Source organism: Pseudomonas sp. PS01300, from assembly GCF_029960155.1.
Classification (GTDB): domain Bacteria; phylum Pseudomonadota; class Gammaproteobacteria; order Pseudomonadales; family Pseudomonadaceae; genus Aquipseudomonas; species Aquipseudomonas palmensis.
In genome coordinates, this window is the sequence record NZ_JASCPN010000007.1 from 95,960 (window position 1) to 117,555 (window position 21,596).

Annotated in this window: 17 protein-coding genes; 5 read left to right on the top strand and 12 right to left on the bottom strand. The window is 63.5% G+C overall.

The genetic code is table 11. The features are described from left to right. Positions 1-93: 93 nt before the first annotated feature. Together QMX96_RS06535 and QMX96_RS06540 are read right to left on the bottom strand one after the other, a co-directional pair. A complete protein-coding gene (locus tag QMX96_RS06535) occupies positions 94-1,005 on the bottom strand; it encodes an FAD:protein FMN transferase (RefSeq protein WP_282361465.1) in 912 nt (303 codons plus the stop codon). Between the two features lie 166 nt (positions 1,006-1,171). Then, positions 1,172-2,635 (bottom strand): glyceraldehyde-3-phosphate dehydrogenase, encoded by a 1,464-nt coding sequence (locus QMX96_RS06540; protein ID WP_043864557.1) that lies wholly within the window; start codon positions 2,633-2,635, stop codon positions 1,172-1,174. Positions 2,636-2,815: 180 nt separating this feature from the next. Here QMX96_RS06540 and mfd point away from each other — a divergent pair, with 180 nt between their 5' ends. Genes mfd through QMX96_RS06555 form a run of 3 tightly spaced genes read left to right on the top strand, consistent with a single transcriptional unit; the run spans position 2,816 to position 9,507 of the window. Beyond that, entirely contained in the window at positions 2,816-6,265 is a 3,450-nt protein-coding gene (gene mfd / locus QMX96_RS06545) for a transcription-repair coupling factor (RefSeq protein WP_043864558.1), read from the top strand. Between the two features lie 10 nt (positions 6,266-6,275). Beyond that, a complete protein-coding gene (locus tag QMX96_RS06550; protein WP_043864559.1) occupies positions 6,276-6,848 on the top strand; it encodes a CsiV family protein in 573 nt (190 codons plus the stop codon). A gap of 4 nt (positions 6,849-6,852) precedes the next feature. Continuing rightward, positions 6,853-9,507 carry a DEAD/DEAH box helicase gene (locus tag QMX96_RS06555; protein ID WP_282361459.1) on the top strand — a complete coding sequence of 885 codons (2,655 nt, stop codon included), beginning with the start codon at positions 6,853-6,855 and terminating at the stop codon, positions 9,505-9,507. Between the two features lie 73 nt (positions 9,508-9,580). On the opposite strand, the gene nagZ is transcribed toward QMX96_RS06555, so the two are convergent. Genes nagZ through QMX96_RS06570 form a run of 3 tightly spaced genes read right to left on the bottom strand, consistent with a single transcriptional unit; the run spans position 9,581 to position 11,885 of the window. Further along, the gene (gene nagZ, locus QMX96_RS06560) at positions 9,581-10,579 is read right to left on the bottom strand and encodes a beta-N-acetylhexosaminidase (RefSeq protein WP_173925092.1); all 999 of its coding nucleotides are present in this window, start codon (positions 10,577-10,579) and stop codon (positions 9,581-9,583) included. Positions 10,580-10,601: 22 nt separating this feature from the next. Beyond that, positions 10,602-11,126 carry a L,D-transpeptidase gene (locus QMX96_RS06565; protein ID WP_177333000.1) on the bottom strand — a complete coding sequence of 175 codons (525 nt, stop codon included), beginning with the start codon at positions 11,124-11,126 and terminating at the stop codon, positions 10,602-10,604. 45 nt (positions 11,127-11,171) lie between these two features. Then, the gene (locus tag QMX96_RS06570) at positions 11,172-11,885 is read right to left on the bottom strand and encodes a TetR/AcrR family transcriptional regulator (protein WP_043864562.1); all 714 of its coding nucleotides are present in this window, start codon (positions 11,883-11,885) and stop codon (positions 11,172-11,174) included. A gap of 228 nt (positions 11,886-12,113) precedes the next feature. Between QMX96_RS06570 and lexA the strand changes: the two genes are divergently transcribed. Then, the gene (gene lexA / locus QMX96_RS06575; protein ID WP_043864563.1) at positions 12,114-12,722 is read left to right on the top strand and encodes a transcriptional repressor LexA; all 609 of its coding nucleotides are present in this window, start codon (positions 12,114-12,116) and stop codon (positions 12,720-12,722) included. A 12-nt stretch (positions 12,723-12,734) separates the two neighbouring features. Beyond that, positions 12,735-13,217, top strand: coding sequence for an SOS-induced cell division inhibitor SulA (sulA, locus tag QMX96_RS06580; RefSeq protein ID WP_054916190.1), 483 nt, complete (start codon positions 12,735-12,737; stop codon positions 13,215-13,217). A gap of 66 nt (positions 13,218-13,283) precedes the next feature. Here the strand turns inward: sulA and QMX96_RS06585 are convergent, their stop codons facing one another. The 7 genes from QMX96_RS06585 to fadB all read right to left on the bottom strand — a co-directional run bounded on the left by QMX96_RS06585 (position 13,284) and on the right by fadB (position 21,464). After that, positions 13,284-13,520, bottom strand: coding sequence for a hypothetical protein (locus tag QMX96_RS06585; RefSeq protein WP_043864565.1), 237 nt, complete (start codon positions 13,518-13,520; stop codon positions 13,284-13,286). 50 nt (positions 13,521-13,570) lie between these two features. After that, positions 13,571-14,092 (bottom strand): DUF6586 family protein, encoded by a 522-nt coding sequence (locus QMX96_RS06590; RefSeq protein WP_213606011.1) that lies wholly within the window; start codon positions 14,090-14,092, stop codon positions 13,571-13,573. An 89-nt stretch (positions 14,093-14,181) separates the two neighbouring features. Beyond that, a complete protein-coding gene (locus QMX96_RS06595) occupies positions 14,182-14,934 on the bottom strand; it encodes an HAD-IB family hydrolase (protein ID WP_282361466.1) in 753 nt (250 codons plus the stop codon). 139 nt (positions 14,935-15,073) lie between these two features. Further along, on the bottom strand, positions 15,074-17,680 hold the full coding sequence (topA, locus tag QMX96_RS06600; protein ID WP_043864567.1) for a type I DNA topoisomerase: 2,607 nt from the start codon (positions 17,678-17,680) through the stop codon (positions 15,074-15,076). A gap of 100 nt (positions 17,681-17,780) precedes the next feature. Then, positions 17,781-18,032, bottom strand: coding sequence for a DUF1653 domain-containing protein (locus tag QMX96_RS06605; protein ID WP_054916193.1), 252 nt, complete (start codon positions 18,030-18,032; stop codon positions 17,781-17,783). A gap of 79 nt (positions 18,033-18,111) precedes the next feature. After that, entirely contained in the window at positions 18,112-19,287 is a 1,176-nt protein-coding gene (fadA, locus tag QMX96_RS06610) for an acetyl-CoA C-acyltransferase FadA (RefSeq protein ID WP_043864569.1), read from the bottom strand. 29 nt (positions 19,288-19,316) lie between these two features. Continuing rightward, positions 19,317-21,464 (bottom strand): fatty acid oxidation complex subunit alpha FadB, encoded by a 2,148-nt coding sequence (fadB, locus tag QMX96_RS06615; protein WP_043864570.1) that lies wholly within the window; start codon positions 21,462-21,464, stop codon positions 19,317-19,319. Between the last annotated feature and the right edge of the window lie 132 nt (positions 21,465-21,596).

The following is a 21,596-nucleotide window of genomic DNA, read 5'->3' on the forward strand; positions in this document are numbered from 1 at the left end:
ATCAAGCTTGAACGCCGCGCACATTAACCCTTGGTCGCGTCGTAGGCTATTTTTCTCTGCACTACATGTAGGCCGCCTTGCTGGCGAAGCCTTTCATCTCCCCGCAATGCTGTTGAATGCTGGCGTGGCCCGGGAAACGAACCCACCCTCGACCCGATTCACGAACACTGCCGCAATCCGATGCTCGAGCGCGAAGCGCCAACCCTGCTCCGGGCCCAGGATCAGCAACAGGGTCGAGTACCCGTCAGCCATCAGCGCAGTGGGCGCCAGCACCGTCACCGCCGCCAACGCATGGGCCACCGGGGTGCCCAGGCGCGCATCGAAGGTATGCGAATAACGTTGGCCATTCTCCTCGAAATAATTGCGGTAGTCACCCGACGTGGACACCCCGTACCCCTCCAGCGGCAACACCTGCTGGGCTATCTGCAGATCGTCGCGCGGCAGTTCGAGTGCAATGCGCCAGGCACTGCCATCGGGCTTGCGCCCCATTGCCTTGAGCTCACCGGTAGCCTCCACCAGAAAGCTTTCGACCCCCAGGGCTTGCATACGTGCCACGATCAGGTCGACCGCATGCCCGGCGGCGATGCTGTTGAAGTCGACCTCGACGCCAGCGTCCTTGCACAGTTGCTGGCCTTCGATACGCAAGTGGGTATACCCCACCCGCTCGCGCACCTGCGCCAGCCGCCGGGCATCGGGCACCTTCTCTTCACGCGCCTGGGGGCCGAAGCCCCACAGGTCGAGCAGCGGCTCCACCGTGAGATCGAAGGCCCCGTCACTCTGGCGCGAGAGCTGCTCACCTACCCGCACAAGCTGCAGCACGTCGGCCGGCATCGCCTGGCAGCGGTGGGCGGGCAACTGGTTGAACTGCCCCACCAGTGAATCGCTGCGGTAGGTGGAGAAGCGCTGGTCGATGCCCTGCAGGATCGCCTCGACCTCCTGCTGCACCTGCCCAGGCGTCGGGCCGCCGGCCTTGCGCACGTACTGCACGGTGTAGCTGCTGCCCATGGTCGGGCCACTGATGCGCTCGATCGAATCCCTGTGCTCGCAACCGACCAGCAATGCCACCAGGGCAGGCAGCGCAGCCCATCCCTTTTTCACACGACGCCTCCTTTTCTGAAGCCCAAAAAAACGGGAACCCGCAGGCTCCCGTTCTTTCAACGCAACGTGATGCTTAGCGTGGGAACGCTGGCGGGTTGACCCCGGCCATGTCTTCCATCACGCGCACTACCTGGCAGCTGTAACCGAACTCGTTGTCGTACCAAACGTACAGTACAACGCGGTTGTCGTTGCAGATGGTGGCCTCGGCATCGACCACACCGGCGTGACGCGAGCCGACGAAGTCGCTGGAAACCACTTCCTGCGAGCTGACGAAGTCGATCTGCTTGTGCAGGTCCGAGTGCATGGCCATCTGGCGCAGGTACTCGTTGATCTCGTCGCGGCTGGTGGCCTTTTCCAGGTTCAGGTTCAGGATCGCCATCGAGACGTTCGGCGTCGGAACGCGGATCGCGTTACCGGTCAGCTTGCCCTTGAGCACTGGCAGCGCCTTGGCGGCGGCAGTGGCGGCGCCGGTCTCGGTGATGACCATGTTCAGCGCAGCGGAACGACCACGGCGGCTGCCCTTGTGGAAGTTGTCGATCAGGTTCTGGTCGTTGGTGTACGAGTGAACGGTTTCGACGTGACCGTTGACGATGCCGAACTTGTCGTTGACTGCCTTGAGCACCGGCACGATGGCGTTGGTGGTGCAGGAAGCCGCCGAGATGATCTTGTCGTCAGGGCTGATGTCGGCGTGGTTGATGCCGTGCACGATGTTCTTCAGCGCGCCCTTGCCCGGTGCGGTGAGGATAACGCGTGCGGCACCCGGGCAGGCCAGGTGCTGGCCCAGGCCGTCGGCATCGCGCCAGACGCCGGTGTTGTCGACCACCAGGGCGTTCTCGATACCGTACTGGGTATAGTCGACTTCGCTCGGGTTCTTCGCGTAGATAACCTGGATCAGGTTGCCGTTGGCGGTGATGGTGTTGTTTTCTTCGTCGATGGTGATGGTGCCATCGAACGGACCGTGCACCGAGTCGCGACGCAGCAGGCTGGCACGCTTGATCAGGTCGTTCTCGGCGCCCTTGCGTACCACGATGGCACGCAGGCGCAGGCCGTCGCCACCACCGGTCTTCTCGATCAGGATACGCGCCAGCAGACGGCCGATACGACCGAAGCCGTACAGGACCACGTCGGTGCCCTTGCGTGCGGAGGCGTTCTGCTGGCCAACCACGTCGGCCATTTCTTCACGCACGAACTGCTCGGCGCTGCGGCCGTTGCCTTCTTGCTTGAACTTGTTGGCCAGCTTGCCCAGGTCGACCGAAGCGGCGCCCAGCTTGAGCTCGCTCATGGCCTTGAGCAGCGGGAATGTCTCGTGGACAGACAGTTCGGTTTCGTCGGTCTGGCGATGACGGGCAAAGCGGTGGGCTTTGAGGATCGCGATCACCGAACGGTTGATCAGGCTACGGCCATAGATCGAGCTCACCACATTGTTATTGCGGTAGAGCTGACCGATAAGCGGGATCATCGCTTCTGCAAGCGCTTCACGATCGATCCACTCACCAAGACACTGGTCGGGCTTCTGAGTCACGGGAACCTTCCACATGTAGGGACAGAAAAAAGGGGCTACATTATGACGCCCCGCGTCGCTTCGAGCAATGAGCGCCTGTCGCCGGCGCCGCACGGCATGATCCGGGCCCCACATTCAGGCGGCTGAAACCTGACAGCAATGCCCCGCGCCCGGTACAATCGGCGTTTTGTCGCAACGCTTGGAGCTCGACCTCCCGTGCCTGTTCTGCGTCTACCTCACCTGCCGGCCAGTGCCGGCAAACACACCTGGGGCAACCTGCCCGGTGCCGCCCTGAGCCTGGCCATCGCCGAGGCCGCCAGCGCCGCGAAGCGCTTCACCCTGCTGCTGACCGCCGACAGCCAGAGCGCCGACCGGCTGGAGCAGGAGCTGCGTTTCTTCGCCCCGGAACTGGCCGTGCTGCCGTTCCCCGACTGGGAAACCCTGCCCTACGACCTGTTCTCGCCGCACCAGGACATCATTTCGCAGCGGATCGCCAGCCTGTACCGGTTGCCGGAGCTGGACCACGGCATCCTCGTGGTGCCGATCACCACCGCACTGCACCGCCTGGCGCCCACGCGCTTTCTGCTGGGCAGCAGCCTGGTGCTGGACATCGGCCAGAAGCTGGATGTGGAACAGATGCGCACGCGCCTGGAGGCCAGCGGCTACCGCTGCGTCGACACCGTGTACGAGCATGGCGAGTTCGCCGTGCGCGGTGCCCTGATCGACCTGTTCCCGATGGGCAGCAAGCTGCCGTACCGCATCGACCTGTTCGATGACGAGATCGAGACCCTGCGCACCTTCGACCCGGAGAGCCAGCGCTCGATCGACAAGGTCGACTCGGTACGCCTGCTGCCGGCCCGCGAGTTCCCGCTGCAAAAAGACGAAGTCACCCGCTTCAAAGCGCGCTTTCGCGAACGCTTCGACGTGGATTTTCGCCGCAGCCCGATCTTCCAGGACCTGAGCAGCGGTATCGTGCCGGCCGGCATCGAGTACTACCTGCCGCTGTTTTTCGAGGAAACCTCGACCCTGTTCGACTACTTGCCGGAAAACACCCAGGTGTTCTCCCTGCCCGGCGTGGAACAGGCCGCCGAGCACTTCTGGAGCGATGTACGCAACCGCTATGAAGAGCGGCGCATCGACCCTAACCGCCCTCTGCTGCCGCCTGCCGAGCTGTTCATGCCGGTGGAAGACTGCTTCGCCCGGCTCAAGGGCTGGCCACGGGTGGTGGTCAGCCAGGACGACATCGACGCCGGCCCCGGCCGCGAGCGCTTTGCCGCGCAGACGCTGCCCAACCTCGCCATCGAAGCCAAGGCCAACCAGCCCCTGGCGGCGCTGTCGGGGTTTCTCGAGCAATTCCCCGGCCGCGTGCTGTTCACCGCCGAATCGGCCGGGCGCCGCGAAGTGCTGCTGGAACTGCTCGAACGCCTGAAACTGCGCCCGCAAACCGTCGATGGCTGGCACGAGTTCGTCGCCAGCAAGCAGCGCCTGGCAATCACCATCGCACCACTGGACGACGGCCTGCTGCTGGACGATCCGGCCCTGGCTCTGGTTGCCGAGAGCCCGCTGTTCGGCCAGCGCGTGATGCAGCGTCGGCGCCGCGAAAAGCGCAGCGACGTCAACAACGACGCGGTGATCAAGAACCTTACCGAGCTGCGCGAAGGCGCCCCGGTGGTGCATATCGACCATGGCGTGGGCCGCTACCTGGGCCTGGCGACACTGGAGATCGACGGCCAGGCCGCCGAGTTTCTCACCCTTGAATACGCCGAAGGCGCCAAGCTGTACGTGCCGGTGGCCAACCTGCACCTGATCGCGCGCTACACCGGCAGCGACGATGCGCTGGCACCGCTGCACCGTCTGGGCTCCGAGACCTGGCAGAAGGCCAAGCGCAAGGCAGCCGAACAAGTGCGCGACGTGGCTGCCGAGCTGCTCGACATCTATGCCCGGCGCGCCGCGCGCAAGGGCTATGCGTTTGCCGACCCGTCGGTGGACTACGCCACCTTCAGTGCCGGCTTCCCGTTCGAGGAAACCCCGGACCAGCAGTCGGCCATCGAAGCGGTACGCGAGGACATGCTCGCCGCCAAGCCGATGGACCGCCTGGTGTGCGGCGATGTCGGCTTCGGCAAGACCGAAGTGGCCATGCGCGCCGCCTTCATCGCCGTGCACGGCGGGCGCCAGGTCGCGATCCTGGTGCCCACCACCCTGCTCGCCCAGCAGCACTACAACAGTTTCCGCGACCGCTTTGCCGACTGGCCGGTAACTGTCGAAGTGATGAGCCGCTTCAAGTCGGCCAAGGAAGTCGGTGCCGCCGTGGCGGACCTTGCCGAAGGCAAGATCGACATCGTCATCGGTACCCACAAGCTGCTGCAGGACGACGTCAAGTTCAAGGACCTGGGCCTGGTCATCATCGACGAGGAACACCGGTTCGGCGTGCGCCAGAAAGAGCAGCTCAAGGCGCTGCGCAGCGAAGTCGACATCCTGACCCTGACCGCCACGCCGATCCCGCGCACGCTGAACATGGCGGTGGCGGGCATGCGCGACCTGTCGATCATCGCCACCCCGCCGGCACGCCGGCTGTCGGTGCGCACCTTCGTGATGGAGCAGAACAAGAGCACCATCAAGGAGGCGCTGCTGCGCGAACTGCTGCGTGGCGGCCAGGTGTACTACCTGCACAACGACGTGAAGAGCATCGAGAAGTGCGCCGCCGACCTCGCCGAACTGGTACCCGAGGCGCGCATCGGTATCGGCCACGGGCAGATGCGCGAACGCGAACTCGAACAGGTGATGAGCGACTTCTACCACAAGCGCTTCAACGTGCTGATCGCCTCGACCATCATCGAGACCGGCATCGACGTGCCCAGCGCCAACACCATCATCATCGAGCGTGCCGACAAGTTCGGTCTGGCCCAGTTGCACCAGTTGCGCGGCCGCGTGGGGCGCAGCCACCACCAGGCGTATGCCTACCTGCTGACGCCCCCACGCCAGCAGATCACCCCCGACGCCGAAAAGCGCCTGGAGGCCATCGCCAATACCCAGGACCTGGGCGCAGGCTTCGTGCTGGCCACCAACGACCTGGAGATCCGCGGCGCCGGCGAACTGCTGGGTGAAGGCCAGAGCGGGCAGATCCAGGCGGTGGGCTTCACCCTCTACATGGAAATGCTCGAACGCGCCGTCAAGGCGATTCGCAAGGGCACCCAGCCCAACCTCGACCAGCCCCTGGGCGGCGGCCCGGAGATCAACCTGCGCGTACCGGCACTGATCCCCGAGGACTACCTGCCCGACGTGCATGCGCGCCTGATCCTGTACAAGCGCATCGCCTCGGCGGTGGACGAAGATGGCCTGAAGGATCTGCAGGTGGAGATGATCGACCGTTTCGGGCTGCTGCCCGAGCCGACCAAGAACCTGGTGCGCCTGACCCTGCTCAAGCTGCAGGCCGAGAAGCTGGGCATCAAGAAGGTCGACGCCGGCCCGCAAGGCGGACGGGTGGAATTCGAGGCCGAGACCCCGGTCGACCCGCTGGTGCTGATCAAGCTGATCCAGGGCCAGCCCAAGCGCTACAAGTTCGAAGGCGCGACGATGTTCAAGTTCATGGTGCCCATGGAACGCGCCGATGAACGCTTTACTACAGTGGAGGCGCTGTTCGAACGACTCGCCCCGAAACCCGCTTGAAGGATGATCCATGCGTGCAATTCGTAGCTTGACCCTGCTGCTGGCGCTGATTGCGCCGGCCGCCTTTGCCGACAGCCAGTACCAGGTCGAGATGTTCCTGCTGCGCCAGAATGCGGTGCCCGCGATCACCAGCCAGTTCGCCCCGGAAGACTGGCGCCAGGGCGCCAAGGCCCCCAGCGACTACGACGTGCGCAAGCCGGTGCTGACCGCACAGGCCGAAAAGCTGGCCGCCGACAGCAACTACACCGTGCTGCTGCACAAGGCCTGGCAGCAGCAGGTAGGCAGCGAACCGTCGCGGGTTGCCATCAGCGAGGGCCAGGAGCAGTTCGGCCACTTCCCGGTCGAAGGCAATGTCAGCCTCAGGCAGGGCCGTTTCATCGAAGTGCAGGCCAATTTCTGGGTCAACCAGCTCGATGGCAATGGCAGCGTGATCCAGAGCGAACAGCTCAGGCAGGTCAACAGCACGGTGAAGAACAACGAACTGACCTTCCTCGATGGCGGGCACCTGGCGGTCCTGTTCAAAGTGATCGCCGCCGGCACACGCACCACCTCTCCTGCTGAAGCGGAGATGATGGAACAGTAGAGCCATGTCGACCACACTGCAGCGCGCGCTCAAGAGCAAGCTCTGGCGCGAACAATTCGGCCCCAAGACCCTCACCCGAGGGCTTGACTATGCAGACAACAAGCGCGTCAGGCTCGTTTCGGTTGACGACAAGGGCGCGACCACCCTGTGCCACGGGTCCGGCGGCAACCTCTACCGGCAGACCCTGCTGATCGAAGGCGACGTTCACCCCCTCCTGATCGCCACCTGCAGCTGCCCTGTCCGCCAGAACTGCAAGCATTGCGCAGCGGCGCTGTACACCCTGACGGAGCGGCTGACGGCCAACGACTTTCCGCCGCCTCCAGCCACGGCGACCTACCAGAACCAGGTCATCGAAAATGTACCGGCTGTTGCGCACCTCACCCTGGGCAGCTACGAATTCACCGCCTACATGCCCAAGACCGGCAAGATGCAGCGCCAGTTGCAACACCGTGCGGCACTGGCGTTCACCTATGACGGGCAGCGCACCAGCGACAAGAGCAGCAGCGAAGTCATCCGTATCGACGGCAACGTCCGCCAGCGTATCCAGCGTCAGCCAGACGCCGAAAAGGCGCTGCGCCAGACCTTGAAGAAAATGGGCTTCAGCGTTGCCACGCGCCAGAGCAAGGCATTGCCCGACAGCGCCGGCGAAATGCTGCAGATGGCCGACGACCAGGCCTGGCTGCAGTTCGCCCGCACCGGCATCGATACCCTGCGTGCAGCCGGCTGGGAGGTGGAAGTGAGGCCCGACTTCGCCTTCAACCTGCATGACATCGACGACTGGTACGCCGATGTCGAGGAAGCGCCGGGGCGCGAATGGTTCGACCTGGAGCTGGGCATCGTGGTCAACGGCCAGCGCCACAGCCTGCTGCCGATCGTGCTGCACCTGCTGCGCAGCAACCCCGAACTGCTGCGCCCCAGCGAACTGGCCCGGCGCAGCGACGACGAGCACCTGCTGATCGACCTGAACCGCGCCCGCCATGACAGCCCGGCGCTGCGCGTGGCCTTGCCCTACGCACGCATCAAGCCGCTGATGGCCACCCTGGGCGAGCTGTACCTGGGCAATGACAGCGGGCCTTCGCTGCGCCTGGCAGCGCCGGATGCCGCGCGCCTGAGCAGCATCGACGACATGGCGCTGACCTGGCGCGGCGGCGACCGGGTACGCGACTTTGCCCGCCGCCTGCGCGAGTCCAGGCGTACCGACATCGCCGCCCCCGAGGGCCTGAACGCCACGCTGCGACCCTACCAGCTCGAAGGCCTGAACTGGTTGCAGACCCTGCGCGAACTGGAGGTCGGCGGGATCCTGGGCGACGACATGGGCCTGGGCAAGACCCTGCAGACCCTGGCGCACCTGCTCACCGAAAAGAACGCGGGGCGCCTGCAGCGCCCTGCCCTGGCCGTGATGCCGACCAGCCTGATCCCCAACTGGCTCGACGAAGCGCAGCACTTCACCCCGCAGCTGCGCGTGCTGGCCCTGCATGGCCCCGGCCGCACCCGACACTTCGCCGACCTTGACCAGTACGACCTGGTACTGACCACCTACGCCCTGCTGCCCCGCGACCTGGCTCACTTCACCGCGCAGCCCTGGCACCTGCTGATTCTGGATGAAGCGCAGAACATCAAGAACGCCAACAGCAAGGCCGCCGAAGCGGCGCGCGAGATCCAGGCCAACCAGCGCCTGTGCCTGACCGGCACACCGATGGAAAACAACCTGGGCGAACTGTGGTCGATCTTCCACTTCCTGCTACCCGGATGGCTGGGCGACAGCAAGGCCTTCAGCCGCGACTACCGCACCCCTGTCGAACGCCATGGCGACGTCGAGCGCATGGCGCATCTTGCCGCGCGCATCAAGCCATTCCTGCTGCGCCGCACCAAGGAACAGGTGGCCCGCGAACTGCCGGCCAAGACCGAGATCGTGCATTGGGTGGAGCTGAGCGACGCGCAGCGCGACACCTACGAAACGGTGCGGGTGGCGATGGACAGGAAGGTCCGCGAGGAAATCACCCGCAACGGCGCGGCACGCAGCCAGATCGTGATTCTGGATGCGTTGCTCAAGCTGCGTCAGGTGTGCTGCGATCTGCGCCTGGTCAAAAGCATTGCGCCAAGAACCACCCATTCGGACAAGGGCAAGCTGGGCAGCCTGATGCAGATGCTCGACGAACTGCTCAGCGAAGGGCGACGCATCCTGCTGTTCTCGCAGTTCACCTCGATGCTCGAACTGATCGAGCAGGAGCTGCACAAGCGTGGCGTCCGCTACAGCCTGCTGACCGGTGAAACCCGCGACCGGCGCACCCCGGTGCAGCAGTTCCAGAGCCTGCAGACGCCACTGTTTCTGATCAGCCTCAAAGCGGGCGGCACCGGCCTCAACCTCACCGCGGCCGACACGGTGATCCACTATGACCCGTGGTGGAACCCGGCCACCGAAAACCAGGCCACCGACCGCGCCTACCGCATCGGCCAGGACAAGCCGGTGTTCGTCTACAAGCTGATTACACGGGGCACGGTGGAAGAGAAGATCCAGAAGTTGCAACAGGAGAAGGCAGCGCTGGCTGCAGGCTTGCTGGAGGGGCGTCAGGCGGGGGACTGGAAGCTGGCGGATGAAGACATTGATGCGCTGTTTGCGCCGTTGCCCGGGAAGCGGCAGGCCGCGAAAACTAGTTGAGCCTTTCGCCGGCAAGGCCGGCTCCTACAGGTATCGCAGCACCTGCAGGAGCCAGCCTTGCCGGCGCAGGACCTCAGTCGATCAGTTGTGCATCCTTCAGCGCGCCAAGCGCCTCCAGCCAGCGGGGCTGCTGGCGGTAATCGGTACGCGCAAAACCCTGCCCGCGCATCTGCGCGATCCGCGGCGACGGCCTCACCCTCAACCGCTGCGCCGCGGACAACGCAAGCTCGGCAGCCGCCCGATCATTGCACACCAGGCCCATGTCGCAACCGGCACTCAGCGCCGCCTCGATACGGCTGGCGGCGTCCCCCACCACATGCGCACCGGCCATCGACAGGTCATCGCTGAAGATCACCCCGTCAAAGCCCAGCTCGCCACGCAGAATCTCCTGCAGCCAGCGCCGCGAGAAGCCGGCCGGCTGGTTATCGACCTGTGGATAGATCACGTGCGCGGGCATCACCGCCGCCAGCTGCCCGCTCAGGCGCGTGAACGGCACCAGGTCGGCTGCGCGGATCTGCTCCAGGCTGCGCTCGTCGGTGGGTATCGCCACATGCGAATCCGCCTCGGCCCAGCCATGCCCCGGGAAGTGCTTGCCGCAGGCCGCCATGCCCGCCGCGTTCATGCCGCGAATGAAGGCACCGGCAAGCAAGGTGGCGCGCTGCGGGTCACCCTCGAAGGCGCGACTGCCAACCACCGCGCTGCGCTGGTGGTCAAGGTCCAGCACCGGGGCAAAGCTCAAGTCGAGCCCTACCGCCAGCACTTCGGTTGCCATCAGCCAGCCGCAGTGTTCGGCCAGGCGCTCGGCATTGGGGTTGTCTGCAATCGCACGCATCGCGGGCAAGCGCACGAAGCCCTGGCGCAGGCGCTGTACGCGACCACCCTCCTGGTCCACGGCCAGGATCAGGTCCGGGCGCACGGCACGGATAGACGCACTCAGTTCGCGCACCTGGCGCGGGCATTCGATGTTGCGGGCAAAGATGATCAGGCCGGCCACTTCGGGCTGACGCAGCAGGTGGCGGTCTTCGGCAGTCAGCCAGGTGCCGGCCACGTCGACCATCAGGGAGCCTTGCAGGCGGGTACTCATAAATGATCCTTCAGTTGAGGGGCGCGCTCGCCCACTGGGGGCAGGCGGCTTCTTCGATCTGTACCGGGCAATGCACAGGCACCCGGTCGAACAGCGCTACCAGGTCGGCGTTGCGCAGGCGTATGCAGCCGTGGGACAACGGCACACCCATGGGTTCGCTGTCGGGCGTGCCGTGCAGGTAGATATAGCGGCGGAACGTATCCACCGGCCCGAGGCGGTTGCGCCCCGGCTCGCGACCGCTGAGCCAGAGAATGCGCGAGAGGATCCAGTCGCGCCCAGGGAACTGCGCGTGCAGGTCGGGCGTCCAGACCTCGCCGGTCCAGCGACGCCCGCGCAGCACCGCGCCCTGGGGCAAGCCCGCGCCGATCTTCGCACGCACCTGATGCAGCCCGCGCGGTGTACAACCGGAGCCGTTGTGCTCGCCCGGGCCATTGAGTGCGGTGGACACCGCAAGACGCACCGCCAGTCGCCCCTGGGCGAACCCATAAAGGCACTGGTCGGCGATGGAAATGTGCAGCAAATCGAGAATAGGCATGGGCGCTAGCTTAGCCGAAGCCGGCTGTGCCGCCCAGCCGGGGAATCAGGCCTTTGCCGGCACCGGGGCGTGGCTGGTCTTGCTGCGCGGACGCAACTGCGCCGCCGCCATCGCCTCGTCCGTGACCCCGCTGTCGGCACGCATGCCGGCGGCCAGGAACGGCACCATCAGGCGCATGACCTGCTCGATCGAGGTATTGACCCCGAAATCGGTCTCGGCAATCGCGCGCAGGGCCTTGATGCCCGACATGCTGAACGCTGCAGCGCCGAGCATGAAATGCACGCGCCAGAACAGTTCAAGGGGAGGAATCTGCGGCGCGGCCTCGTTGACCAGCAGCATGTAGCGGCGGAACACCTTGCCGTACATGTCTTCGAGGTAACGACGCAAGTGGCCCTGGCTCTGGCTGAAGGCCAGGCCCAGCAGGCGCATGAAGATCGACAGGTCATTGCCGCTGCGCGGCTGCACCACCAGCGCCTGCTCGACCAGCATCTCCAGCAGTTCTTCAAGGCTGGGCTTGTGCTCGGGGCGCGCCTGGCGCCGCTCGAGCTCACGCTCCAGGCTCTGGCAGAACGGCCCTAGAAAACGCGAGAAGACCGCCTGAATCAGCGCCTTCTTCGAACCGAAATGGTAGTTCACCGCCGCCAGGTTGACGCCGGCCTTGCTGGTGATCAGCCGCAATGAGGTTTCGGCGAAACCTTTTTCCGCGAACAGCTGCTCGGCAGCATCGAGAATGCGTTCAACGGTTTCCGACTGGGCCATGACTACTCCGCGAGACAAACACTTGTTTGAAACATACGTTTCAAGGCAGGGTTCTGTCAAGTACGCACGGGCGTTTTGTGCCCGGCCGGTCATGGTATTGAAGGCAGCGACAAGCCACAAGCCGGAAGCGGCAGGCAGCTGCGGGCATGCCTGAAGCTTGCCGCTTGTAGCTTGCCGCTATCACTGTATATAATCCCAGTCACTGTATAAAAAGACAGAGCGATCGACATGCTAAAACTGACGCCACGCCAAGCTGAGATTCTGGCTTTCATCAAGCGCTGCCTCGAAGACAACGGCTTCCCGCCCACCCGCGCGGAAATCGCCCAGGAACTGGGGTTCAAATCCCCCAACGCCGCCGAAGAGCATCTGAAGGCACTGGCCCGCAAGGGTGCAATCGAGATGACCCCTGGTGCCTCGCGCGGCATCCGCATTCCGGGGCTCGAGAGCAAGCCCGATGAAAACGCCCTGCCCATCATTGGCCGCGTGGCCGCGGGTGCCCCTATCCTCGCCCAGCAGCACATCGAGGAATCCTGCGCCATCAACCCGGCCTTCTTCCACCCCCGCGCCGACTACCTGCTGCGCGTGCACGGCATGAGCATGAAGGACGTCGGCATCGTCGACGGCGACCTGCTGGCCGTACACACCTGCCGCGAAGCGCGCAATGGTCAGATCGTCGTAGCCCGCCTGGGTGACGAAGTCACGGTCAAGCGCTTCAAACGGGAAGGCAACAAGGTCTGGCTGATCGCCGAGAACCCCGAATTCGCCCCTATCGAAGTCAACCTGAAAGAGCAGGACCTGGTCATCGAGGGCTTGAGCGTCGGCGTTATCCGCCGCTAATAAGGAGGCGTCATGCAGTTCCCCCACGTACCACAGCAAGCACAGTTGCCCTTGTTCGAAGCATTCCTGGCCCAGCCGGTACTGCCGCGGGTCAAAACCAGGCAGCCCGCCCGGCAAAGCAACAAGCCTCAGGCATTCAGCGAGCTGTCCTTGCGTGGCGCGCTGGAGCACTGCCAAAGCCTGCTGGCACCGGTGCTACGCGACCTGAGCGAACTGAGTGAAGAGCATGACGCCCGCTGGCTTACCCTGATCGCCCCACCCGGTAGCCTCACCCAGGCCTGGCTGAGGGACGCAGGGCTCAACCGCGAACGCATACTGCTGCTGCAGCCTCGCGGCAACCAGAGTGCGCTGCAACTGGCCTGTGATGCCCTGCGCCTGGGGCGCAGCCATACGGTGGTCACCTGGTTCAATCCGGTCAGCAACGGCGCCCGCCTGCAACTGACCAATGCTGCCCGTGCGGGTGACGCACAAAGCCTGAATATCCGCCTGGGCTGATACTCGCTGAACGCTCGAAGGGTATGCAGCAGGCTTCCTCAGGACGAGGAAGCCGGATACTGACGGTCAGTGCAGAACCCGTGGGCCTGCATGTTCCTGTTCGATCTCGCCTTCAACCAATTTGCCGGCCATCTGCACACCAACGCTGAGCATGGCCTTGGCCACCTCGACGTGTTGGCCCTGCAGGAACGCCTTGGCATCTTCCGAAAAATCCAGGGTTACCAACGACCCCTCGTCCTCGGCGCGGCGCAACTCGATGCGACCGTCAGGCAACTCTACAATTTCTAGAAAGGACGTGGGCATAAAAGACTGTTCTCCAGTAAAGGCCGGCATTGTACCAGCCACTGGCAGGATCAGCACTCACTCAGACCTTCGCGAAAACGCACCACGAGGCGTTTGAGATTCTGCCGCCAGCCCTCCAGTTCTTCGCGCGACAGCGCTGGCGCCTCGGGTTCATCCAGGCTCACGGCCTGAATCAACGGTTGGGTCACATCACCTTTGGGCGCCTTGGTCGCGACAGGTGGTCGGAACAAATCGGCATAAGCCCTGAGCAGTTGCGCCAGCCAGGTTTCAGGCTGCTCGGCGAGTTCGACCAGTTCAGCCAGCTCGGGAATGGCGATGGTCGCCAGTACTTCACGGCTCAGCAGTTGCTCGGCACGCAGCGCGGTTGCCTGGGGCAAGCGATAATAGCCACCGATCTCATGACACAGCCCCAACAGCGCACCATACAGGTGAAACAGCGCAGACTCCCGCTCGGCCTGGGTCTGCGCCTGGGCGTTCATGGCGCGACTGTCCTGCGCCTTGCCCAGTGCCTCCAGGGCCAGACCGGCGAAATAGATCTTCTGGTTGGTACGGGTATAGAGTTCCTGGGCCATCGAGGCGCGCTCCGAGGGAGTGTGAGGCGGGGGCTCAGTTTCTGTGATGGATCGCAGGCGCGCAAGCTGAATCACCGCAGGCGTGAGGCTCAACCGCCCTTGCGGTCATCGTTGCGCGGCAAACCGCCAACCGTGGTTGCAGCCGACTCTTTCGACGTGGCCGGGGTGACCGGGCCGTAGATCTTTTCGACGCGCAGGCGGCCACGCTGCCACGCGGGATGAAAGTGCCGCCAGTGTGCGTCCTGAGCCGCGGCCAGCAGCTCATGGTCGCCCCGCGTGTCGCCCCAGGCGCGCATGCGGTACTGCGTCAGCACTCCGTAAACCGCCTCCAGGCGCAGAACCTTGGCTTCGCAGCGGCAATTGTCGCCACTGATCCTGCCGGTCAGCACGCCATCGATCACTTCCAGCTCGGTACCGATCAGCTTGATGCCCAACTGTTCGGCAAAGGGCTTGAGCACCAGCGCCGGCGATGCCGAACAGATCGTCACCTCGGCACCAGAGGCCAGTTCCTGTTCCACCGAAATCACGCCCTGCGGGCGCATGAGCCGGGCCCACGCCTGCGACTTGAACGCCACCGCCTTCTGCGCGACCCATTGCTCTTTCACACCCGCAAGAAACGTCTGGATCAACTGGGCCTTGAGTTCATCGCGGCTGATCCGCCGCCCCATATAGCGCAGGCTTGGCCAGATCATCCGCAGCATGCGGCGAGCAAAAAAGCCGTTGCCGAAAGCGAACCTCAAAAAAGGTACAAAGCTGTCACGGCGGGTCAGCGTGCCATCGAAATCGAATACCGACAGGATTCTGGCCGACTGCGGCCCTGCTTCCAACATTTCCTGACTCATCTGCTTGCCTCTGCTCGATGGTGTACAGCCCTGGCGGAGAAACGTCCCGATCAAACCTCACAACCGTTCGCTGACCTGACTAAAAAAAAGGCTGCGTCCAGGATCACCAGATGCAGCCTCTTGTAGCCGATTCTATCGCTTAGCGCTTGTCTTCCACCTTCCACGCCTTGCCGTCATAGAACGCTCGCCAGCCGGTCGGCTTGCCGTCGACCTCGGTCTGCACATACTGCTCCTTGGTCTTGCGGCTGTAGCGGATCACCGTAGGGCGACCGTCCGGGTCCTTCTTCGGCGCTTCACAGAGGAAGTGATACTTCGGATCGATCTCGTCCTTGTGCGGCACGATCTCCATCACCAGGGGGGCGCGGGTCTCGCGGTTCTTCGGGAACTGGCTGGCGGCCAGGAACAGGCCCGAAGCCCCGTCACGCAACACATAGGTGTCGTTGACCTTCTCGCACTTGAGCTCCGGCATCTTCACCGCGTCCATCTTCGGCGGCGCCGCCTCGCCGCTCTTGAGCAGCTTGCGGGTGTTCTTGCACTCCGGGTTGGTACAGCCGAAGAACTTGCCGAAACGACCGGTCTTGAGCTGCATCTCGCTGCCGCACTTGTCACACTCAAGGCTCGGACCCTCGTAGCCCTTGATGCGGTAGCTGCCTTCCTCGATCTCGTAACCCGTGCAATCGGGGTTGTTGCCGCAGATGTGCAGCTTGTGTTTCTCGTCGAGCAGGTAGGCGTCCATCGCCGTGGCGCAGATCGGGCAGCGGTGCTTGCCCAACAGCACGCGCGACTCGGACTCGCCCTCGTCGTCGGCGGCAATCTCGTCACCTGGCACCAGGTTCACGGTGGCCTTGCAACGCTCTTTGGGCGGCAGGCTGTAGCCCGAGCAACCGAGGAACACACCCGTGGAGGCTGTGCGGATCATCATGTGCCTGCCGCATTCCTTGCAGGCAATGTTGGTCGGGGTCGGCTGGTTGGCACGCATGCCCTTTTCGGCATCTTCAGCCAGTTGCAGCTTCTTGCTGAAGTCGCCGTAGAACTCGTCCAGCACGTTTTTCCAGTCGCGCTCGCCCTGGGCCACATCGTCGAGGTTCTCTTCCATGCCGGCGGTGAAGCCGTAGTCCATCAGGTTGGAAAAGCTCTCGGACAGACGCTCGGTCACGATGTCGCCCATCTTCTCGGAGTAGAAGCGGCGGTTGTGCAGGGTCACATAGCCACGGTCCTGGATGGTGGAGATGATCGCCGCGTAGGTGGATGGGCGACCGATACCGCGTTTTTCCATTTCCTTGACCAGGCTCGCTTCCGAGAAACGTGCCGGCGGCTTGGTGAAGTGCTGGCTCGGGTCGAGCTTGATGAGCTTGAGCACTTCGCCCTGGTTCATTTCCGGCAGTACATCGTCATCGCCCGGCTTGCTCTGCTGCGGCAACACACGGGTGTAACCGTCGAACTTGAGGATACGGCCCTTGGCACGCAACTCGAACTCGCCCGCCGTGACGCTGACGGTGGTCGACAGGTACTGCGCCGGCGGCATCTGGCAGGCCAGGAACTGGCGCCAGATCAGCTCGTACAGGCGCTCGGCATCACGCTCCATGCCGCTGAGCTTGGTCGGGTGCGTGGCCACGTCCGAAGGTCGGATCGCTTCGTGCGCTTCCTGTGCGCCTTCCTTGCTGCCGTAGACGATCGGCGCTTCTGGCAGGTACTTCTTGCCGAACTCGCTTTCGATGTAGCTGCGCGCCATTTCCACCGCATCGACCGAAAGGTTGGTCGAGTCGGTACGCATGTAGGTGATGTAGCCGGCTTCGTACAGGCGCTGGGCCATCATCATGGTCTTCTTCACGCCGAAGCCGAGGCGATTGCTCGCCGCCTGCTGCAGGGTCGAGGTGATGAACGGCGCCGAGGGCTTGCTGCTGGTCGGGCGGTCTTCACGCTTGGCAATGGTGTAGCTGGAAGCCTTGAGCTTCTCCAGCGCGGCCATGGCCTGGGCTTCGTTGAGCGGCTTGAAGGCCTCGCCGTTCTGGCGAGCCACCTCGAAGCGCACCTTGGCGTCCTTGGCAGTACCCAGGTCGGCGTGCACTTCCCAGTACTCTTCGGGGATGAACGCGCGAATCTCGCGCTCACGCTCCACCACCAGCTTCACGGCCACCGACTGCACCCGGCCGGCCGACAGGCCACGGGCGATCTTCTGCCACAGCAGTGGCGAGACCATGTAGCCCACCACGCGGTCGAGGAAGCGACGCGCCTGCTGTGCATTGACACGGTCGATGTCCAGCTCGCCCGGCTGAGAGAAGGCCTCCTGGATGGCCTTCTTGGTGATTTCGTTGAACACCACGCGCTTGTAGCGGCTGTCATCCCCACCAATGGCTTCGCGCAGGTGCCAGGCAATGGCTTCCCCCTCGCGATCCAAGTCGGTTGCGAGATAGATGGTGTCGGCATCCTTGGCCAGGCGGCGCAACTCCTCGATGACCTTTTCCTTGCCCGGAAGGATCTCGTACTTGGCCTTCCAGCCGTGGTCCGGGTCGACGCCCATGCGCGCCACCAGTTGCTTGCGCGCCTTTTCTTTCGGCGACAGCGCGGGTGCCTCGCCGGCAGCAGCCTTGCCGCGCTTGGCAGCAGGCTCCTTGCTGGCGGAACCGCTGGTGGGCAGGTCTCGGATATGGCCGATACTCGACTTCACCACGTACTGGTTGCCCAGGTACTTGTTGATGGTCTTGGCCTTAGCCGGGGATTCCACAATGACCAGCGATTTGCCCATGGATCGGAAAATTCCTGAATAACGAAAATAAAAACACGGCAGGTACCTGACGTGGCACCGCTATATATAGTGGCAACAGAGTGAGGTCAAGCGCCGAAGGTTAGCCCACTTGCGCATCGGCACGCGAAAACAGCTCGGGTTCGGCCTCGACCAAAGCAAAGCGCGGCACGTGCTCGCCGTCAACCTCGACCGACTCGGTGAACATCGAAAGCGGGCGTACCCACAGGCCGAAATCGCCATACAGGGCCTGGTAGAACACCACCCACTCCTCGGTCTCGGAATGGCGCGCCGCACCGAATACACGATACTCAGGCCCTTTGTAATGCCGGTATACGCCTGGTTGTATCTGCATGCTGCCAACCCTCTTGAAAAAAAATCTGCAAAAAGCAAAAAACCGGGGCACAAGGCCCCGGCTTCCGACAACGAAACGCTTAGATGCGTTCGAAGACGGTGGTGATCCCCTGACCAAGGCCGACGCACATGGTCGAAACACCCAGGGTACCGCCATTCTGCTTCATGACATTGAGCAGAGTGCCGGAAATCCGCGCACCGGAGCAACCGAAAGGGTGACCCAGGGCGATTGCGCCGCCGTGCAGGTTAACCTTCTCATCCATCTTGTCGAGCACTTTCAGATCCTTGAGCACCGGCAGGGCCTGTGCAGCGAAGGCTTCGTTGAGCTCGAAGAAGTCGATATCGGCAATGCTCAGGCCCGCACGCTTGAGGGCTTTCTGGGTTGCCGGCACCGGGCCGTAGCCCATGATCGCAGGGTCCACGCCGGCCACCGCCATCGAGCGGATCACCGCCAGCGGCTGGATGCCCAGGTCCTGGGCACGCTGTGCCGACATCACGATCATGCACGAGGCGCCGTCGGTGATCTGCGAGGAGGTACCCGCTGTCACAGTGCCGCCCTTGGGGTTGAACGCCGGCTTCAAAGCCGCCAGGCTTTCCAGGGTGGTGTCCGGGCGAATGGTTTCGTCGTAGTCGAAGACCTTGAGGAAGCCGTTCTCGTCATAGCCCTGCATCGGGATGATTTCGTCCTTGAACTTGCCTTCGACCGTCGCCTTGTGGGCGAGCTGGTGCGAACGCAGACCGAAGGCGTCCTGCTGCTCACGGCTGATGCCATGCATCTTGCCCAGCATCTCGGCGGTCAGGCCCATCATGCCCGAGGCCTTGGCCGCATACAGCGACATGTGCGGGTTGGGGTCCACGCCGTGCATCATGCTCACGTGGCCCATGTGCTCGACACCGCCGACCACGAACACATCGCCGTTGCCGGTCATGATCGCCTGGGCAGCCGTGTGCAGCGCGCTCATCGACGAACCGCACAGGCGGCTGACAGTCTGGCCGGCCGCAGTGTGCGGGATCTGGGTCATCAGCGAAGCCATGCGCGCGATGTTCCAGCCCTGCTCCAGGGTCTGGTTTACGCAGCCCCAGATCACGTCCTCGACTTCACTCGGGTCGACCTTGACGTTGCGCTCCAGCAGCTTGCTGATCAGGTGCGCCGACATGTCTTCGGCGCGGGTGTTGCGGTGCATGCCGCCCTTGGAGCGGCCCATCGGCGTACGACCGAAGTCGACGATCACGACGTCTCTTGGATTCAAGCTCATACAATATTCTCGCTCTAGTCGTTGGGCGCTTAACCGAAGAAGCTCTGGCCGTTCTTGGCCATCTCGCGCAGCTTCTCGGTGGGGTGGTACAGCGCGCCCAGGTCGGCGTACTGGTCAGCCAGGGCAACGAACGCGGCCACACCGATCGAATCGATGTAGCGCAGTGCACCGCCACGGAACGGAGGGAAACCGATGCCGTAGACCAGGCCCATGTCGGCCTCGGCCGCCGTCTCGACGATGCCGTCTTCCAGGCAGCGCACGGTCTCCAGGCACAGCGGGATCATCATCCAGTTGATGATGTCCTCGTCGCTGACTTCACGCTGCTCGTAGACGATCGGCTTGAGCACTTCGAGCACCGACGGGTCGGCAACCTTCTTCTGCTTGCCGCGCTTGTCGGCCTCGTAGGCATAGAAACCCTTGCCGTTCTTCTGGCCCAGGCGCTTGGCTTCGTAGAGCACGTCGATGGCCGAGCGACGGTCATCCTTCATGCGGTCCGGGAAGCCCTCGGCCATCACGTCGCGGCCGTGGTGGCCGGTGTCGATGCCGACCACGTCCATCAGGTACGCCGGGCCCATCGGCCAGCCGAATTTTTCCATGATCTTGTCGATGCGCACGAAGTCCACACCGGCGCTCACCAGCTTGGCGAAACCGCCGAAGTACGGGAACAGCACGCGGTTGACCAGAAAGCCCGGGCAGTCGTTGACCACGATCGGGTTCTTGCCCATCTTCTTGGCATAGGCAACGGTAGTGGCCACCGCCAGTTCGCTGGACTTCTCGCCACGGATCACTTCCACCAGCGGCATCATGTGCACCGGGTTGAAAAAGTGCATGCCGACGAAGTTTTCCGGACGCTTGAGGGCCTTGGCCAGCAGGCTGATGGAAATGGTCGAGGTGTTGGAAGCCAGGATGGTGTCCGCCTTGACCTGGTCTTCGACCTCGGCCAGCACGGCCTGCTTGACCTTGGGGTTTTCGACCACGGCTTCCACCACCAGGTCCACATGACCGAAGTCGCCGTAGGACAGGGTCGGACGGATGCCGTTGAGCACTTCAGCCATTTTCGCGGCGGTCATGCGGCCCTTGTCCACGCGGCTGACCAGCAGCTTGGCGGCTTCGGCCAGGCCCTGCTCGATACCGTGCTCGTTGATGTCCTTCATCAGGATCGGCGTGCCTTTGGAGGCCGACTGATAGGCGATGCCGCCACCCATGATGCCGGCACCGAGTACGGCGGCCTGCTTCACGTCCTGGGCGATCTCGTCGTAGGCCTTGGCCTTTTTCTTCAGTTCCTGATCGTTCAGGAACAGGCCGATCAGGCTCTGGGCTGCCGAGGTCTTGGCCAGCTTGACGAAGCCGGCAGCTTCGACTTCCAGCGCTTTGTCACGCCCGAAGTTGGCGGCTTTCTGAATGGTCTTGATGGCTTCGACCGGCGCCGGATAGTTCGGGCCTGCCTGACCTGCCACGAAACCCTTGGCGGTCTCGAAGGCCATCATCTGCTCGATGGCGTTGAGCTTGAGCTTTTCCAGCTTCGGCTGGCGCTTGGCCTTGTGGTCGAGCTCGCCGCTGATGGCGCGCTTGATCAGTTCCAGGGCAGCTTCCTGAAGTTTCTCCGGGACCACCACTGCATCGACGGCACCGACTTTCAGTGCGTCTTCAGGGCGGTTCTCCTTGCCGGCGGCAATCCATTCGATGGCATTGTCGGCGCCGATCAGGCGCGGCAGGCGTACGGTACCGCCGAAGCCCGGGTAGATGCCCAGCTTGACTTCAGGCAGGCCGATCTTGGCCTTGGTCGACATGACGCGGAAGTCGGCCGCCAGGCACATTTCCAGGCCGCCGCCCAGCGCGATGCCGTTGATGGCGGCAACGGTCGGTACATCGAGATCTTCGAAATCGCTGAAGATTCTGTTGGCTTCGAGGTTGCCTGCAACCAGCTCCGCATCCGGCAGCTTGAAGTTGTCGACGAATTCGGTGATGTCGGCGCCGACAATGAACACGTCCTTGCCGCTGCTGACGATCACACCTTTGATCGACGCATCTGCCTTGATGGTGTCTACGGCCTGACGCAATTCATTCAGGGTAAGACGGTTGAACTTGTTGACGGACTCACCCTTGAGGTCGAACTTCAGTTCGACGATGCCGCTTTCAAGAGCCTTAACCGTGATGGCTTTACCTTCGTAAATCATCAACTGATCTCCACGATATGGAAGCTGAACTGTACACGCCGAACGCTGGCACGAAATTCGGCACCAGGCACACCCGTCAGCGCGATAGTCGGGATTCTGCGAGCGTCATGTGACATACAAACGCTCAATTCA